Raw genomic sequence first — 15,211 nt, forward strand, 5'->3', positions numbered from 1 at the left:
CGAAGATCTTGATCGACGAAACTACGCCACTGTAGTCAGTCGGTGCGACTGCGGGACGCCCGCGGTCATCCCGCCGTGCGGGTGGGTCGGATCGGCCGGATGCTGTCCCGGATCAACGCGAACTGGTCCTCGGCGGCGGCCCAGTCCGCGTCCGAGGTGGTCAGGCCCAGCGTCCACCCGGCCTCCTCGCCGGGCAGCACCCGCAGCGCGTGCATGCGTTCCCCGTACGGCGCGTCCCAGCGGCACTCCCACTCCGCGCCGTCGCCGTCGGCGGCGAGCCGGACCTTGTCGTAGCCGGGGAGGCGGCCGGCGGAGGTGAGGTCCCGCTCGGCCGAGCGCAGCCGACCGACCGGATCACCACCCGGGTACGGCTCGACGCCCAGGATGCGCCGGGTGGCCGGGTCCTGGAAGCAGGTGGTGTCGCCGGAGCGGAGCTGGAGCCACCCGGCGGGCAGCGCGATGTGGAAGCCGCCGGTGTCGGCGGGCCAGACCCAGCCGGCGGGTATGGTCACCGCCGGGTCGACCGGCGGCGGGCCCTTCTGCACCGGCGTGCCGGCCACGTCGGGGCGGATGCAGGGGAACGGCGGGGGTGGCGGCCCGCCCGGACCGTTGCCGGGCGGGGGCGGTCGCTCCCAGGGCTGGCCGGGCGGCGCGCCCTGGTCGTCACCGTCCGGCTGATGCCGGTGGTCACCGTCGACGGCGAGGGCGGTGCCGACGCCGGCCAGCACCGCCAGCAACGCGGCCCCCGCGGCGAGGAGCCAGCGCCGGGTGGCCGCCCGGCGCCGGTCGCCGTCGGCGGCGTCGGGCGGCGAGCCGATGCCGCCGGTCCCGCGCCGGCCGGGCACGCCGGGCGTCAGGCCGCCGGAGGTGGCGCCGCTGTCGCCGACCACGCCCGCCGGTGCGTTCCCTCGCGCGCGGTCGTCATGGAGCGCGCCACTGCCGGTCAGCCGGCCGGCTGCCGGGTCGACCGGGCCGCCGGAGGTGACCGGGGGCGGGCTCGTCGTGGGAGCGCCGCCGAGCCCCGGCGTGTGCACCGGGCTGGCCGCGTCGGCGCGGGCGGCCGGCCCCTCCGGGCCGGTGGGACTGCCCGGGTCCACGAAGCTGGTCAGGACCGTGGGCCCGAACCCGCCCGCCGGCCGGTCCGGAGTGTCCTGGACCCGGCCGCCGCTCTCCGGCTGCTCCGGCTCGCCCGAGTGGCGCTCCCGGCCGGGCCGCGACTCCGGCTCGCCGTCGGCCGGGCGTGCCCACTCGCTGCCCAGCGCCGCCCGGCTCCACGCCCGGGCCGCCGCGGCCGGCGGCATCAGGTCCGGGTAGGCCACGGTCGGCTGGACGGCGGGGTCCGCGTCGTCCAGAGCGGCAGCCGGGCCGGCGGGTGCTCGCCGAGGCGGGCCGTCGGCCGGGCCCGGGCGGCCCGGCGCTACGGCGTCCGGCTGCGCCCGCACCTCGCCGGAGGTCGAGGGCGCCCCGGCCCGGCCGGTCGGACCCGCCGTTGGCGGCCCGGCCCCACCGTCGGGCGGAACCGGGGGCCGGGCCCCGTTGGCCGGCGGGACGGCCCGTGTGCTCCCGCTCGCCGATGGGGCACCGCCGCCGGTTCCGCTCGCCGGCGGCTCGGCCGGGTCGGACCGGGGCACCGGCGGGACGCCGATGCTGGAGCCGCTCAGCGGTGGGACGGTGGGGGCGGGCCGGGGGACCGGCGGCACGCCGATGCCGGACCCGCTCAGCGGCGGGACGGCCGGCCCGATCCCGGACCCGCGCCCGGCTGCGGACGCGCGCCCCGATCCGGACTTGCGGCGGTCGGGCGGGAGGGGCTGGTTGGGCACGGTCGGGGCGTCGATGGCCGGCCGGGGTGGGGCGTCGGTGACCGGCTCGGCGGCGTCGGCGAGCAGCCCGGCGACGTCGTCGTGGCCGAGCCGGTGGCGCGGGTCGCGGCGCAGCAGCCCGACCAGCACCGGCATCAGCGGGCCGGCGTGCGGGGCCGGGTCCGGCGGCTGGCTGGCCAGCGCCGCCAGCGTCGCCATCGCGGTGCTGCGCGCGTACGGGGACCGGCCCTCCACGGCGGCGTGCAACGTGGCGCCGAGCGACCACAGGTCGGCCTCGATGCTGGACACGCCCTCGGCGGCGCGCTCCGGCGCGACGTACTGCGGGGAGCCGAGCACCAGCCCGGGACGGGTCATGGCGCCGTCCCCGCCCTCGAACACGGCCAGCCCGAAGTCGGTGAGCAGCACCCGGCCGTCCCGGGCCAGCAGCACGTTCGCGGGTTTCACGTCGCGGTGCAGCACACCGGCCTCGTGCGCGGCGCGCAGTGCGGCGTGCACCGCCATCCCGATCCCGGCGGCCCGCCGGGGCGGCAGCCGGCCGTCGGCCTCGATCAGCTCCTGCAACGACCGGGACGGGACGTACTCCATGATCAGCCATGGGTCGCCCTGGACCCGCACCACGTCGTAGACCCGGACCACGTTGGGGTGGTTGAGCCGCGCGGCCGTGCGCGCCTCGCGCAGCGTCCGGGCGCGCAGCTCGTCCCGCTCGTGCTCGGCCAGCCAGTTCGGTGGGACGACCTGCTTCACCGCGACCTCGCGCTGGAGCTCCTCGTCCCGGGCGCGCCAGACCTGGCCCATCCCACCGCGGCCGACCAGCTCGATCAGGCGGTATCGTCCGGCGATCACCACGTCCCGCACCGCACTCCTCACCGCTGGTCGTGGTCCACAATAGCCAACGGATCGGACGGTACCTATCCCGTCCGGGCGGGTCGCCTCAGCTCGCCGCTCCGGCCAGCAGATTTCCCTCCGGAATCGCGACCGCGGACCGGCCCCCGGCCAGCATCGCGGCGGCACGCCGGGTCTGGAACGTGTGGTGCTCCCGCCGGGCGGCGGCGTAGCTGGCGGCGGTGCGGGCCGCGATGGCCGACCAGGCGTACTGCCGGGACACCATGGCGCGCGCCTTGCGCGCCACCCGGCGGGCGAAGACCTCGTCGCCGAGCAGCCGGTCGACGGCGCCGGCCAGCGCGTCCGGGTCGCCGTGCGGGAACGTCACCCCGGTCACGCCGGGCTCGACGATCTCGGCCAACCCGCCGGTTTGCGCCACCGCGAGCGGTGCGCCGGCCGCGGCCGCCTCCAGGGCGATCATGCCGAACGGCTCGTAGAGGCTGGGGATCACGGTGGCGTCGGTGGCGGCGAGCACCGCGGGGAGCTGGGTGGCGTCCAGGAAGCCGGCGAACCGCACGGTGTCGCCGAGGCGCAGCCGGTGCGCCTGGTCGACCAGCTCGTCCTTGTACGGCCCGTCCCCGGCGATCACCACCCGCAGGCCGGGGTGCCGGTCGGCCAGGTGCGGCACGGCGTGCACCAGGTGCTGCACCCCCTTCTCGTAGACCAGCCGGCCGGCGTACCCGACCAGTGGCCCGTCACCGGCGAAGCGGGCGCGGGCGGCGGCGACCGCCTGCGGGCGGGCCCGCCAGGCGCGGTCGTCCACGCCGTTGGCCACCACGTCGATCCGGCCGGTCGGCAGCTCGAACAGCCGGGCCACCTGGTCGCGCATGTAGCCGGAGCAGGCGATCACCCGCGCGGAGGCGTTGCTCAGCCAGTGCTCGACGCCGTGGATGGTGCGGTTCATCTCCTCGGGCAGCCAGCCCTGGTGCCGGCCCGCCTCGGTGGCGTGGATGGTGGTCACCAGCGGCACGTCCAGGTGCTCGGCCAGCGTGATCGCGGTGTGGGCGACCAGCCAGTCGTGGGCGTGGATCACGTCGTACGCGCCGGACTCGGCGGCGCGCAGCGCGGCCCGGGTGAGCGTGTGGTTGAACGCCATGGTCCAGGCCAGCAGCGACCCGGTGGCGAGCGGGAAGCGGACCGGGTCCTCGGCGGCACGCAGCACGCGCACGCCGTCGGCGTACTCCTCCAGCGGCGCGCCCTCGGCGTGCCGGGTGACCACGGTGACCTCGTGCCCGGCGGCGGCCAGGGCGACGGAGAGCGCGTGCACGTGGCGGCCGAGGCCGCCGACGAGCACCGGCGGGTACTCCCAGGAGAGCAGCAGCACCCGCAGGCGCCGGGCGGGCTGGATGTCGATCACTTCGGCGTCAGCTGACACGCGGCCCCCTTTGAGTTGTGGACGTCCCCGAACCGTCGGCGCGGGCGCCGGCGGGGTCGCGGCCCATCCTGCCCAGGGGTCGCTAACCGGCGGAGACGCGCCGGTTGCCGGTCTGTAACGCGTTACCGGCGCATTCGCCGCGCGCGCAGCAGCTCCGCCACCGACCAGGCCTGGAACGGGCAACCGGTGGCGGTGTGCGGGGCCGCGCCGTCGGCGGTCTCGCTCACCGAACCCAGGCCGTCCTCGACCAGGTGCCCCTCCAGCCCGACCAGCAGGTCCGCGGTGGGCAGGCCCGCCTTCCGGTACGCGTCGAGCAGCGGCCCGGTCAACCACGGCCAGACCGTGCCCTGGTGGTAGCCGGCGTCCCGCTCGGCCGGGCCGCCCCGGTGCCGGTGGGTGAAGCCGGGGGAGTCGGAGGCGAGGCTGCGCGGCCCGAGCGGGGTGAACAACGCCTCGGTGATCCGGCGCAGCGTGGCCTCGTCCGGCTCCAGCGGCGCGAACGGCAGCGACCAGGCGAGGAGCTGGTTCGGGCGCAGCAGGTCGTCGTCGTGGTGCGGGGCGCCGCCGAGCGGGTACGCGGGCGCCGGCGCGTCCACCACGTCGTGCAGCCAACCGGCCGGTGCGGGGAACCGGTCGCGGAACGAGGTGGTGGCCCGGGAGTGCAGCGTCCACAGCGCGCCGGCGTCCCGACCGGCCAGCTCGGTCAACTCGGCGAGCCCGGCCAGCCCGTTGATCCACAGCGCGTTCACCTCGACCGGCTTGCCGGTACGCGGGGTCACCGGCACCCCGTACACGCGGGCGTCCATCCAGGTCAGCGCCACGTCCGGCGGGCCGCCCTGGGTGAGCAGCCCGTCGGCGGGGTCGACGCCGATGCCGTAGCGGGTGCCGGCGACGTGTGCCTCGATCACGCCGTGCAGCGCGGGCAGCAACTCGTCGCCGAGGTCGGTGTCGCCGGTGACCGTCACGTGCCGGCTCACCGCGTGCAGGAACCAGAGCGTGGCGTCGACCGTGTTGTGCTCGACCCGGCCGGTGTCGGCGGTGTTCGCCAACATGCCCTCGCTCAGCGTGCCCGCGTACGCGCGCAGCAGCTCCCGGCCCTCGTCGGCCCGGTTGGCGCAGAGGAACAACCCCTCGTAGGAGATCATCGTGTCCCGCGACCAGGCGCCGAACCAGGGGTAGCCGGCCACCACGTCCGGGCCGGTGGCGGTGCGGACCACGAACGCGTCGGCGGCCAGCGCCAGCGTCGCCTCGACCGCGTCGGCGGGCTTCGCGGCGGCCACCACCGCCCGGCTGCGCCGCCGGGCCGCCTCGACCACGGCGGTCGCCGGTGGCGGCTCCTCGGCCAGATCGTCCGCCCAGGCCAGCACCGTCACCGTCGCGCCGGGCTCGTCGAGCGCGCCGGAGAACCGGCCCGCGTACCAGAGGTCCTCGTCGGGACTCAGGCCGCGGGCCGCCTCCGCCCGGTGGTGGACGCCGAGCCACCACTGGCCCTCCGGGGTCCAGTCCGGCCCGGCGAGCCGGAACGCGCCGTCGACCACCGCGCCGCCGGCCACCGGCTCCAGCCGGGGGACGGGACCGTCGGCCCGTCGCTCGCCGTGCGCGTCCCGCCAGGTGCAGGCCGCGGCCAGGTCCAGCCGGACCGGGCCGCCGGAGACCAGCCGGTGGACCACGGCGACGCAGGACCGGCCGTACGTCATGGCGAGTTCCCGCTCGATCACCACGTCGCCGATGCGCCACCGCCAGCGCGGCACCCCGTCGGTGAGGTCGAAGCGTTCCAGCAACTCGAAGCCGCGCGGGTCGACCACGCCGGAGTTCCACTCGTGCGCGCCGAGCCGGACCTGGCGACCGGACGGCAGCGTCACCGCCGGGTCGAGGCTCACGAGTCCCACTTTGCGGGACGCCGGTGTCTCGCCGGGCACCACCAGCAGACCGTGGTACCGCCGGGTGCGCAGCCCGGCCACGGTGCCCGTGGCGTAGCCGCCGCGCCCGTCCGTGACCAGCCATTCCCGCCCGACGGCGGCGGACAGCGTCCCGCAGAGCTGCGGGCCGAAACGGATGTCGATCAACTTTCCTCCACCGGCAGCGAGGTGTGACAGACCACGACGACAATGGCCGCTGTGGAGAAGTACTCCGGCGGCGTCGAAGATGTGCGGGTGATCACCGACCGCCCGACCTCCGCGACCCCCGACCCCGAGCGGCACCGGCTCGCCCAGGCCGATGCCGGGGAGCAGGACTGGCGCGCATGGGGCCCCTATCTGTCCGAACGGGCGTGGGGGACGGTACGGGAGGACTACAGCGAGCACGGCACGGCCTGGGACTACTTCCCCCACGATCATGCGCGGTCCCGAGCCTACCGGTGGAACGAGGACGGCATGGCGGGCGTCTGCGACGACCGGCAGACGTTCTGCTTCGCGCTGGCGCTGTGGAACGGACGCGACCCGATCCTCAAGGAACGGATGTTCGGCCTCGGCGGCGACGGCGGCAACCACGGCGAGGACGCCAAGGACTACTGGTGGTATCTCGACAGCACGCCGACGCACTCCTGGATGCGCTGGCGTTACCACTACCCGCAGGCCGCCTTCCCGTACGACGAGTTGGTGGCGGTGAACGCGCTGCGCGGCCGGGACGACACCGAGTACGAGTTGGTGGACACCGGCATCTTCGACGACGACCGGTACTGGGCGGTGACCGTCGACTACGCCAAGGCGTCCCCGACCGACATGTGCATCCTGGTCACCGTGGCGAACCGGGGCGAGGAGGACGCCACCCTGCACGTGCTGCCCACGCTCTGGTTCCGCAACACCTGGGCGTGGGGCCTGCCGGGCGCCGACCGGGTCCCCGAGCTGCGCGGCACCGGTTCCCGGCTGGTCGGCGAGCACTGGGTGCTGGGCCAGGTGCTGCTGGAGGGCGACGGCGAGCCGACGCCGCTGCTGTGCGACAACGAGACCAACGCCGAGCGGCTGTGGGGGCTGCCCGGGCGGTCGGCGTACCCGAAGGACGGGATCAACGACCACGTGGTGGCCGGCGCGGCCACCGTCAACCCGGAGCGGGTCGGCACCAAGGGCGCGCTGCACTACGTGCTCGACGTGCCGGCCGGCGGGCAGCGGCGGATCCGGCTGCGGCTGACCCGCACCGCGCCGCCCCCGGCGGGCGACCCGCCCGCCGCGGCCGACCTGGGCGACGGGTTCGACACCGTGCTCTGGGCCCGGCGCGCCGAGGCGAACCGGTTCTTCGACAGCCTGATCCCGGCCGCGGCGACCGCCGACGAGGCGCTTGTCGCCCGCCAGGCCATCGCCGGGCTGATGTGGGGCAAGCAGTTCTACCACTTCGACGTCAAGCGGTGGCTGGAGGGCGATCCGGGCTCGGCGCCGCCGCCGGCCGGCCGGCGGCACGGGCGCAACAGCGCCTGGTGGCACATGACCAGCTTCGACGTGTTCTCCATGCCGGACCCGTGGGAATATCCCTGGTACGCGGCCTGGGACCTGGCCTTCCACTGCGTCACCATCGCCCGGGTCGACCCCGGGTTCGCCAAGGAGCAGATCCTGCTCCTGCTCCGCGAGTGGTACCTGCACCCGAACGGGCAGATCCCGGCGTACGAGTGGGCGTTCGGTGACGTGAACCCGCCGGTGCACGCCTGGGCCGCGTTGAAGGTCTTCGAGATCGACGGCGCCCGGGACCACGACTTCCTCGCCCGGGTGATGCAGAAGCTGCTGCTCAACTTCACCTGGTGGGTCAACCGCAAGGACACCGGCGGCAACAACGTGTTCGAGGGCGGCTTCCTCGGGCTGGACAACGTCGGCCCCTTCGACCGTTCGGCCGCGCTGCCGGTGGCCGGCACGCTGGAGCAGTCCGACGGCACCGGCTGGATGGCCATGTACGCGCTCAACCTGCTCGACATGGCCATCGTGCTGGCCGAGCACGACCGCGCGTACGTGGACACCGCGACGAAGTTCTTCGAGCACTTCGCGTACATCGCCGCGGCGGCGTACTCCCAGGGGCTCTGGGACGCCGAGGACGCGTTCTTCTACGACGTGCTGCGGCTGGCCGACGGCACGCAGGTGCCGCTGAAGGTCCGCTCGGTGGTCGGGCTGCTGCCGCTGGCCGCGGTCACCCGGCTCACCACGCGCACCATGCGCCGCCTCCCCGAGTTGGGCGCCCGGCTGCGCTGGTTCCTCACCAACCGCCCCGAGTACGCCGACGTGATCGGCGCCCGCCGGCTCGGCCCGGACGGCACCCAGCAGCGGCTGCTGTCCATGGTCGGCCCGGAGCAGGTGGTGCGGCTGCTGGCCCGGATGCTCGACACCGACGAGTTCCTCTCCGAGTACGGCCTGCGCACGCTGTCCCGCGCCCACCTGGACAAGCCGTTCACGGTCACGCTCGGCGGGCAGGAGTTCAGCGTCGGCTACGAGCCGGCCGAGTCGACGAGCGGCCTGTTCGGCGGCAACTCGAACTGGCGCGGCCCGATCTGGATGCCGACGAACTTCCTGCTGATCACCGCGTTGCGCGACCACGCCGCGTTCTTCGGCGACGGTCTCCAGGTCGAGTACCCGACCCGGTCGGGGGTCAAGCGGACGCTGGACGAGATCGCCGACGACCTGTCGGCGCGGCTGATCTCGCTGTTCACCCGGGACGGGTGGGGGCGGCGACCGATCTACGGCGCGGCGCAGCTGTTCCAGACCCACCCGGACTGGCGGGACCTGATCTGCTTCCCGGAGTACTTCCACGGCGACAACGGCGCGGGGCTCGGCGCGTGGCACCAGACCGGGTGGACGGCACTGGTCGCCGACCTGATCCTCACGCTGCGCCGCTGAGCCCCGCGCCCGTCGCCGCCGGGCCCGGTCAGGCCAGCGGGAAGAACGCCACCCGGGCGTGGTACTCGCCGGCCACGGTCACCGTGTCGCTGCCGACCCACAGGCCGCGGTCGGTGGCGTACAGCTCGGCGGTGCCGACCCCACGGTCCTTGGTCGGGTTCCACGCCAGCGCCTTGCCGGTGGTCGGGTGGATCGCCCCGACGCCGGGCCGGGACACCGCGCCGGGGCCGGCGGAGTTGCGCCCCGACGGGTTGTCCAGCCAGCGCTGGTGTCCGCCGACGTAGACCGCCGCGCCGGTCACCGCCACCGACAGCAGCGTGTCGCCGCCGGTGTAGTTGGCCCAGGTCGGCTGCTTGCCGGCGGTGGCCGCGCCGAACTCGAAACGCGCCGCGGTGTCGCAGAGCGTGCCGGGGAACGGGCCGCCGGTGGTGACCACCGCGAACCAGGCACCGTCCGGCGAGATGTCCACCCCGCGCAGGTAGGCCGGCATCGTCTTGGCGCACTGCGGCTGGTAGCGCGTGGTGGCCCAGCCGGAGAGCGTGGCGCCGGTGGTGCTCAGGTCGGCCACCGCGAGCTGGTGTCGCGCCGCGCCGGACACGGTGCTGAAGTTGCCGGCGAAGACCAGCCGGCCGCCGTCGGCGGAGACGTCCAGCGCCTCCACCTTGACCGGCGAGGTGGCCCCGGAGGAGGTGACCCGCGCGCCGTCCAGCCGCAGGTCGACCGAGGCGTCGGCGGCGCCGGTGGTCGCGTTCAGGGCGGCCAGGCCGCGCCGGGTCACCCCGCCCACGGTCTGGAACGCGCCGCCCACGAGCAGCCGGTTGCCGACCAGCCGCATGTCGTTGACCTGGTTGTTGAGCGCGGCCGGGGCGAACCCGGCGACGCGCGCGCCGGTGGCCGCGTCGATCCGGGCCACCCGCGGCGCGGCCACGCCGTTGACCGTGGTGAACGCGCCGCCGAGATAGAGCGAGCGGCCGTCCGCCGAGGCGGCGAGCGCCTTGACCGTGGCGTTGACCACCGGCTTGAACGTGGTGTCGATCCGGCCGGTGTCGGCGTGGAACGCCACCAGCCGGGGCATCGCGAGCTGCGCGGTGGTGTTCGCGTTGCGCACCTTGGTGAACGAGCCGGCCAGGTAGACCCGGTCGCCGATCTGGAGGATCCGGTACACGGTGCCGTCGAGCGCGTGCGGCGTCCAGGCCGCCGGCCGGGCGCTGACCACGGTGGTGTGCGTGGCGTTGACGGCGAGGGCCGGAGCCGTCGGCAGCGTGCCGCCGGCGGCGAGCGTGGCCGCCACGACGACGGCGGTGCGTCGCCGGTGCCGGACCCGCTGCGCAGGGGGTGGGGCGGGTGCGGGAGTCATGGTCGAAGCATCCCGCCGGAGCAGGCGATCCACAGTCGGGCAGCCGCTCCGCGCCGGTCGACGATCGGCCGGTCCGCGCGGTCCGTCCGGCGGGAGGCGGGCCCGGCCTTGCACGTAGGGTGTGCGGGGCCGCGACGGGGGAGGTGCGATGCGATCGGTGCTGGTCTTCGACGCCGACGACACGCTCTGGGAGAACAACGTCCTGTTCGAGCGCGTGATCGAGGACTTCCTCACCTGGTTGGACCACCCGACACTGGGCCGGGCGCAGCTCCGGGCCGTGCTCGACGACGTGGAACGGGCCAACGCGGTGGCGCACGGCTACGGCAGCAAGGTCTTCCTGCGCAGTCTCGGCGAGTGCCTGGAGAAGCTACGGGAGCGCCCCGCCACCGAACGGGAACGCCGCGAGATCGAGCAGCTCGCCGCCGCGCTGGTCGGCCACCAGGTCGAGCTGATGCCGGGCGTGGCGGAGACGCTCGACGACCTCGCCACCCGCCACGAGCTGCTGCTGCTCACCAAGGGCGAGCGCGAGGAGCAGCAGCGCAAGCTCGACGCCTGTGGGCTGCTGCACCACTTCCGGGCGGCGCACATCGTGCCGGAGAAGGACGTCGCCACCTACCGTTGGCTGGCCCGCGAACACGCGTTCGACCCGGCGGTCGCCTGGATGATCGGCAACTCGCCGCGCTCGGACATCCTGCCCGCGCGGGCCGCCGGCATGAACGCGGTCTTCATCCCGAACGAGAACACCTGGGTGCTGGAGCACGAGGAGTTGGACCCGTCCGACCCCCGGGTGATCCGACTCGCCGCCTTTCCCGACCTGGCCCGGCACTTCTGAGCCGGCCGGTAACGTCCGGACCGTGCCGCTCACGTTCCCGTCGCACCTGGCGCCGGTGCTGCCGCTGAAGCTGTGGCGACCGCGCTGGTTCGACGGGGTGGCGTTGGCCACCGGCGCGGTCGCGCCGGACGTCGGCTACCTGTTCACCGGCACCCGGTTCGACCTCGGGATGCGCACCCACACGCTCGGCGGGCTGCTCTGGTGGTGTCTGCCGGTCGCTCTCGGGTACGCCTGGATCGCCCGCCGGGTGGTCGCCGGCATCGCCGTGCACCTGCCCGCGCCCCGGCTGTTCGGCTGGCCCCGGTACGTCGGGCTGGCCGGCGTTCGGCACCCCTGGCAGGTCACGGTCTGTTCCGCGCTGATCGGCGCGTTCAGCCACGTCGGGTGGGACCGGGTCAGCCACAGCGAGCGCCTGCCGCGGCTGATCGGCATCGCCGACTTCCACGGCCTGACCGGGCTGTACTGGTTCCAGTTCGCGGACGTGTTCGCCAGTGGCGGCGGCGGACTGCTGGTGGTGGCGCTGGCGATCCGCGCGGCCCGTGACGGCGAGATCTTCGACGGCGAACCCCCGCCCGCCCCGGCGACGAACCCGCTGGTGTTCTGGCGGGTCGCCCTGACGGTCACCGGTCTGGGGGCGCTGTCGCTGCCCGGGTTGCCGGCGGCCACCGTGCCGGGGCCGGCCGGCGTACGCGCGCTGCACGTCGGCGGGTTGGCGCTCATCGCCGGCGCGGCGGCGGCCCGGTCCGCGCCGGTTCGCGGGGCCGAGCGCGACCGGCGTCTCGAAGACGAACAGCGTCGGCCCGGCTGACCCCGTTACGTCGACATGCCGCGTTTCGACATAGACATCAATCACAGCCGGTCGCCCCGGTCGAAGCTTGTTCGACCTGCGCGGACGCGCCTAACCTGAGCCGGCGTCCACGCCTCGTCGGGGTGAGTCGGGGGCGCACCGGAGTCCGGTGGTAAGAGCACCGTGGAGCTGAGTGCGGGCAGAGCGGCTCGCCGTCTGGAGCCCGGCGTGGGCGTCGTGCCGCGCCCGCCGTGTTCCCGCGGCGTGCGCCGTTACCACTTCCGGACGACCGGGGTCAGGGCCGGGGAGTTGCGGACCCGGTCCTGACCCGTCCGGGCCGCTGCGGCACACCCCTGGTGCGCCGGCCGGTCACGGAGCGACACTGAACCATGACTATCCAGCGCGTACCGCTGCTCGCCGGCCTGGTCGTGCTGCTCGCGGCGGCCTGCACGACGACCGGCCACGACGGCGCGCCCCCGGCGCCACCGACCACCGCCCCGGCCAGCACGTCGGCCCCGGCCGCCACGACGGCCGCCGCACCGCCCCCGGCCGCCACCCGACCGACGTCGACCGACGAGGGGACCGCCGGGCCCTGGCGGGTGACCTGGGGCTGGGGGGTGCCCGGCACGTCCGCCCGGGTCACCCACCCGGTGCGGGTACCGGTCACCGCGGCGCCCGGCGGGTCGCTGCCCGTCCTGGTGTCGGTGCAGGTCGGCGACCACCCCGCCGAGGGGTTCAGCCGGATCACGTTCGCGTTCCGCGGGCCCGTCCCGTCCTACCGGGTCGGGTACGTGCCGCAGGTGGTGACCGAGGGCCGCGGCGCCCCGGTCGAGTTGCCCGGCACGAGCTACCTGTCGGTGCGGTTCTTCCCGGCGCAGGCGCACGACGCGCGGGGCGGCCGGACCGCCGACGTGCCGCCGGCCGCGGTCGGCTACCCGACGTTGCTCGGCTGGGCCGCGGCCGGCGACTTCGAGGGGCACCTGAGCTTCGGGCTCGGCCTGCGTGCCCCGGGCGGCGCACGGGTGCCGGTGCGGTTGGGCGAGTCCACCCGCCCGGACGGCGCCCACGTCGTCTCCGTCGACGTCCGGCGCGGCTGACCACCGGCCGCGTCGCCCGTGTCGGGGCGGCGCGGGCCGGGCTCAGCCGGCCTCGCCCCGGACGATCGCCACCGCCACCCGACAGAACTCGTCCATGTCCGGCTGGAACCCGGCCGCGATGTCGGGGTGCAGGCCGGACCGGGTCTCGTCGAGCAGCCGCCGGCAGACGTCCTCCACGGGCTCGCCCGCGTAGCCGGCGCGGATCCGTTCGGTGGCCGCCTGCAGGGCCGAGGTCAGCTGATCCTCCAACGGGCCGCGCAGCTTCTGCTGCACCGGATCGAGCCCGCTCGGGTCGAGCGTGACATGTGGCTCCGACATCGGCGCTCCCTTCGTCGGCGTCCGCGGTACCCCACCGCGTCCGTCGGTCAAACCATCGTCGGTACGGCCGCCACCCGGACCAGGTACGAGAAGTCCTCCGCCGGCTCCTCGACGTACGACAGCCGGCGGATCTGCCGGTCGTCGGACCAGAGTGCGACGTCGACCAGCACCCCGAGGTGGGCGAGGCCGATGGTGGAGACCCGCTTCTTGTCCTGGAGCACCGCGCACACACCGCCCAGCAGGGTGCTGGCGTCGGAGGTCCGGTGCCCGGGCGGGCAGCGCAGGGTCAGGTCCACCTCGACCGGCCCGGCGAGCGGGGTCCACCCGGTGCGCTGGGCCGCCGTGCAGGCGGCCTGGAGCAGGGTGCGGACCCTCGTCGCCTGCCGATGTCCGGCGGCGAAGATGGACAGGGCCTCGGTCTTGACCGGGGGCAGGCCGCTCACCTCGAACGACAGGGCGAGAGCGCGGGTGTCCTGCACGACGGCACCTCCTCGGGGCGAATCCTGCCCAACCGGCACGCACGGGTGCGGCGGTTCCCGGGAGAACCCACCGATCGAGCAGGCTGTGGGGGACAGCCGGCGGCGGTCGACGGCGGTGGCGACGCGCGGGGCCACGGAGCTAAGGAAACGCTAGTCCAGTCCGGTCACGCCCGGTAGTCTCGCCGTTCACCTGGTGGGACGCCGGTCAGGCCGCCTCACCGGCGTGTCGGGCCAGGTACTCGTCGATCGCCCGGCGGATGAGACCGGACCGGCCGCCCTTGTCGCTGCCGGCGAGTTCGTCGAGCTGCCGGACGATCGTCGAGGGAAGCCTGACTCCGGTCACCACCATCGGGACGCTCTCCGGCGCGGGCGTCGGCCCGAGGTCGGGCCCCCGGGTCGCGTCCCGCAGCAACTCGGAGATGTCGCCGCCCCGGTCGAAGTAGGCGACCAACTCCTCGCGGCTCATCGCCCGCGGATCACGGCCAGCGCTCATCGCGTTCCCTCCATCCACTGCTTGACCTCATCGGGCGTGGCGGGGCGCACGGCCAGGATCGCGTAACTGCTGACCTTTCCGATCCGTTCGCAGAGCACCATGACCACCCGGGCGCTCTCGGCCAGGCCGGCGACGGCGAGGAGGAGCGTCCCGATGTGGTTCTCGATCCGCTGCGGGGAATAGAGCGCGTCGATCGCCTCCTGCTCGGACACGTCGTGCCGGGCCGCGCTGGCCTTGCCGGCGTCGGTCCACGCGTACTCCCGCTCCGTCACCCGCTCAGCGTACAACGCGTAAAACGCGTCAGCGGCGGGCGCGCTTGAGCTCGTGGAACGTGTCCAGGCGCAGCAGCGGCAGCATCGAGTCCCAGATGACCAGCGCGTCCTCGGTGCCCGGGACCTCGGTGATGATCGGCCCGTGGATGCCCCGGCCGGCGTCCGGCACCATGAGCACCGGCGAGCCGATGTCCGGGCCGGCCGAGCCGTACGCCAGCGCGTGCGACTCGCGGACCGCCTCGTCCCAGCGCTCCTCGTCCAGCGCGGGCGCCGCGTCCGTCACGCCGGCGGCCTCCACCGCCGCCGCGACGGTCCGGTCGCCGAGCGGGTCCCCGGCGTCGTGGCTGCGCGCCCCCAGTTCGGTGTAGAGGCGCCCCGCGTCTTCGTGCCGGCCCTGCGCCCGCAGCGCCTCCACCAGCCGCAGCACCCGGCCGGAGGCGGCCATCGCCTCGGCGTACTCGGGGGCGATCCGCCCGTCGTTGAGGATGGCCAGGCTGAACGCCCGCCACTCGACGGTCAGCCCGCGGGCCTGGGCGACGGCGACGAGCCAGCGGGAGGTGCGCCAGGTCCACGGGCAGACCGGGTCGAAGAAGAAGGTGGCGTCCATCCCCCCAACCTAGGGGCGGACGGGTCGGCGCGCAGCGCGGCGGTCCCCGTCACGTGACCGTGATGTTTCGCTTCGTCGCAG

13 protein-coding genes are annotated in these 15,211 nt (G+C 75.0%); 4 read left to right on the forward strand and 9 right to left on the reverse strand.

From position 1 onward, the window contains the following. Positions 1-65 precede the first annotated feature (65 nt). From TPA0908_RS16145 to TPA0908_RS16155, 3 genes are all read right to left on the reverse strand, one after another. A complete protein-coding gene (locus tag TPA0908_RS16145) occupies positions 66-2,675 on the reverse strand; it encodes a serine/threonine-protein kinase (protein ID WP_281938797.1) in 2,610 nt (869 codons plus the stop codon). A gap of 76 nt (positions 2,676-2,751) precedes the next feature. Next, a complete protein-coding gene (locus tag TPA0908_RS16150; RefSeq protein ID WP_281938799.1) occupies positions 2,752-4,077 on the reverse strand; it encodes a glycosyltransferase family 4 protein in 1,326 nt (441 codons plus the stop codon). 122 nt (positions 4,078-4,199) lie between these two features. Further along, the gene (locus TPA0908_RS16155; RefSeq protein ID WP_281938801.1) at positions 4,200-6,143 is read right to left on the reverse strand and encodes an amylo-alpha-1,6-glucosidase; all 1,944 of its coding nucleotides are present in this window, start codon (positions 6,141-6,143) and stop codon (positions 4,200-4,202) included. A gap of 42 nt (positions 6,144-6,185) precedes the next feature. Between TPA0908_RS16155 and TPA0908_RS16160 the strand changes: the two genes are divergently transcribed. Continuing rightward, positions 6,186-8,888 (forward strand): MGH1-like glycoside hydrolase domain-containing protein, encoded by a 2,703-nt coding sequence (locus TPA0908_RS16160; protein ID WP_281938804.1) that lies wholly within the window; start codon positions 6,186-6,188, stop codon positions 8,886-8,888. A 28-nt stretch (positions 8,889-8,916) separates the two neighbouring features. On the opposite strand, the gene TPA0908_RS16165 is transcribed toward TPA0908_RS16160, so the two are convergent. Further along, positions 8,917-10,245 (reverse strand): hypothetical protein, encoded by a 1,329-nt coding sequence (locus tag TPA0908_RS16165; protein WP_281938806.1) that lies wholly within the window; start codon positions 10,243-10,245, stop codon positions 8,917-8,919. Between the two features lie 148 nt (positions 10,246-10,393). Between TPA0908_RS16165 and TPA0908_RS16170 the strand changes: the two genes are divergently transcribed. The 3 genes from TPA0908_RS16170 (at position 10,394) to TPA0908_RS16180 (ending at position 12,961) form a co-directional block, all read left to right on the forward strand. After that, a complete protein-coding gene (locus tag TPA0908_RS16170) occupies positions 10,394-11,077 on the forward strand; it encodes an HAD family hydrolase (RefSeq protein ID WP_281938807.1) in 684 nt (227 codons plus the stop codon). A gap of 22 nt (positions 11,078-11,099) precedes the next feature. After that, positions 11,100-11,885 carry a DUF4184 family protein gene (locus TPA0908_RS16175; RefSeq protein ID WP_281938808.1) on the forward strand — a complete coding sequence of 262 codons (786 nt, stop codon included), beginning with the start codon at positions 11,100-11,102 and terminating at the stop codon, positions 11,883-11,885. A 368-nt stretch (positions 11,886-12,253) separates the two neighbouring features. Beyond that, entirely contained in the window at positions 12,254-12,961 is a 708-nt protein-coding gene (locus TPA0908_RS16180) for an AMIN-like domain-containing (lipo)protein (protein WP_281938810.1), read from the forward strand. A 42-nt stretch (positions 12,962-13,003) separates the two neighbouring features. On the opposite strand, the gene TPA0908_RS16185 is transcribed toward TPA0908_RS16180, so the two are convergent. The 5 genes from TPA0908_RS16185 to TPA0908_RS16205 form a co-directional block, all read right to left on the reverse strand. Further along, positions 13,004-13,279, reverse strand: coding sequence for a hypothetical protein (locus tag TPA0908_RS16185; RefSeq protein WP_281938811.1), 276 nt, complete (start codon positions 13,277-13,279; stop codon positions 13,004-13,006). 47 nt (positions 13,280-13,326) lie between these two features. Next, entirely contained in the window at positions 13,327-13,758 is a 432-nt protein-coding gene (locus TPA0908_RS16190) for a RusA family crossover junction endodeoxyribonuclease (protein WP_281938814.1), read from the reverse strand. A 205-nt stretch (positions 13,759-13,963) separates the two neighbouring features. Beyond that, positions 13,964-14,251 carry a ribbon-helix-helix domain-containing protein gene (locus TPA0908_RS16195; RefSeq protein ID WP_281938816.1) on the reverse strand — a complete coding sequence of 96 codons (288 nt, stop codon included), beginning with the start codon at positions 14,249-14,251 and terminating at the stop codon, positions 13,964-13,966. Further along, positions 14,248-14,523, reverse strand: coding sequence for a hypothetical protein (locus tag TPA0908_RS16200; RefSeq protein ID WP_281938818.1), 276 nt, complete (start codon positions 14,521-14,523; stop codon positions 14,248-14,250). The genes TPA0908_RS16195 and TPA0908_RS16200 overlap by 4 nt, the downstream gene beginning before the upstream one ends. A 28-nt stretch (positions 14,524-14,551) precedes the next feature. Further along, positions 14,552-15,130 carry a DsbA family protein gene (locus TPA0908_RS16205; protein ID WP_281938821.1) on the reverse strand — a complete coding sequence of 193 codons (579 nt, stop codon included), beginning with the start codon at positions 15,128-15,130 and terminating at the stop codon, positions 14,552-14,554. Positions 15,131-15,211 lie beyond the last annotated feature (81 nt).

Source organism: Micromonospora sp. AKA38, assembly GCF_027925725.1.
Lineage (GTDB): Bacteria > Actinomycetota > Actinomycetes > Mycobacteriales > Micromonosporaceae > Micromonospora.

Bases quoted from the DNA above. Each gene is read 5' to 3' on its own strand.
- TPA0908_RS16160 (WP_281938804.1), top strand. From the start codon at position 6,186: ATGGCCGCTGTGGAGAAGTACTCCGGCGGCGTCGAAGATGTGCGGGTG.
- TPA0908_RS16165 (WP_281938806.1), bottom strand. From the start codon at position 10,245: ATGACTCCCGCACCCGCCCCACCCCCTGCGCAGCGGGTCCGGCACCGG.
- TPA0908_RS16170 (WP_281938807.1), top strand. From the start codon at position 10,394: ATGCGATCGGTGCTGGTCTTCGACGCCGACGACACGCTCTGGGAGAAC.
- TPA0908_RS16180 (WP_281938810.1), top strand. From the start codon at position 12,254: ATGACTATCCAGCGCGTACCGCTGCTCGCCGGCCTGGTCGTGCTGCTC.
- TPA0908_RS16185 (WP_281938811.1), bottom strand. From the start codon at position 13,279: ATGTCGGAGCCACATGTCACGCTCGACCCGAGCGGGCTCGATCCGGTG.
- TPA0908_RS16195 (WP_281938816.1), bottom strand. From the start codon at position 14,251: ATGAGCGCTGGCCGTGATCCGCGGGCGATGAGCCGCGAGGAGTTGGTC.
- TPA0908_RS16205 (WP_281938821.1), bottom strand. From the start codon at position 15,130: ATGGACGCCACCTTCTTCTTCGACCCGGTCTGCCCGTGGACCTGGCGC.